Annotated in this window: 1 protein-coding gene; it reads right to left on the reverse strand. The window is 42.0% G+C overall.

Features of this window, described 5'->3' with window-relative positions; all coding sequences use genetic code 11:
• Positions 1 to 200 precede the first annotated feature (200 nt).
• Positions 201 to 1263: IS4 family transposase (locus tag A4U59_RS03565; protein ID WP_066175869.1), on the reverse strand; the 1063-nt coding region annotated here is incomplete at its 5' end.

Raw genomic sequence — 1263 nt, forward strand, 5'->3', positions numbered from 1 at the left:
CCACTAGTCTTGCAAAAAGCTACCTAATTTTGGCTATTCCATCAATTTGTGTAGAACAAAAACAAGAGCCGTGTAAGCATCATTTATTAAAAAGTAATTATCTTGATTAAATTCAATTTTTTAACATCCATTTTTGCTGTGAAGATGAAAAAATAGGAACACCGTCTTACTTGTAGACGAGTTACCAATTTTTTCTTATTTTAAAAGTTTATGACTTTCTTCGGTTTATACTTTTTAGGGTGCTTTCTTGGCCGGCCGGGTTTTCCTTTCTTTTTGCGTCCTTTTGATGATCGGGTTGGTCGGCGGTGTAGCACCTCCATAAACCTCTCCCAGGAGCTAAACCAATAATGTCGTAAAAGCTTCAACACTTCCCAGGTGGTTTTCGTTGTTTCCGAAAGAATCTTGATCCACTCACATAACGCATAGGCAATCATAATGATGTAAATCTGGTTCCAAACGGCCTCTGGTTTATGGTTGAACCATTTTACAACCTTTAAGTGCTGCTTGATCCATTTGAAGAATAGCTCAATTCTCCATCTTAGCCGGTAGATCTCTGCAATGTCAGAGGCTTCCAAGTCCCATCGGTTCGTCACTACCCGGTATTTTCTTTGTTTATCATCGACGTACTCAATCAACCGAAGATAAAAAGACTGGTCTTGTTCAGGATCTCGTATTACCACTTTTGCATCGGTTAAGATGGACTCTTTGTCTGTAACTTGCTCACTGACGATTGACAGCCTTGAATTTGCATTGACACGTGCGACAAAGTGAATCCCGTCTTGATCCCACTGGTGGTACAAATGATATTTGATATATCCCCGATCGAATACATATGTGGCATTTTTATCGTCAACGAGATGCTCGACTGCTTCTTTATCAGACACAGCCGCCGTAGAAGGCACGACCTTATCGGACAGCGTGGTTTTTAAATCGATCAGCTTCAAGCGGGTGTGAAGTTTCACACCATTTTTTTCTTTCGAAGCATAAGCCCACTTGGCTCTTCCCGGCAGTCTGATTTCAGAGGCATCAATGATGTTTAACACTCCAATATCCGGGAGGCCACACTTGGAAGCATGGTGTTTCCCCACCTGCACGACCAGGCTTTCATATAACGATTTAAGGTAATCTATCGGTAACCTTTCAAGCTTTCGGTGAAGTGTCGATGGATGAACAGGATCAATCTCAAGAAATGCTTGGAAGTCCTCATTGGCACGAAGATTCTCAGAAATACTGTCTAGTGACTCACGCTGGTGGAGTTGGGCC

The organism is Bacillus marinisedimentorum, assembly GCF_001644195.2.
Lineage (GTDB): Bacteria > Bacillota > Bacilli > Bacillales > Bacillaceae_O > Bacillus_BL > Bacillus_BL marinisedimentorum.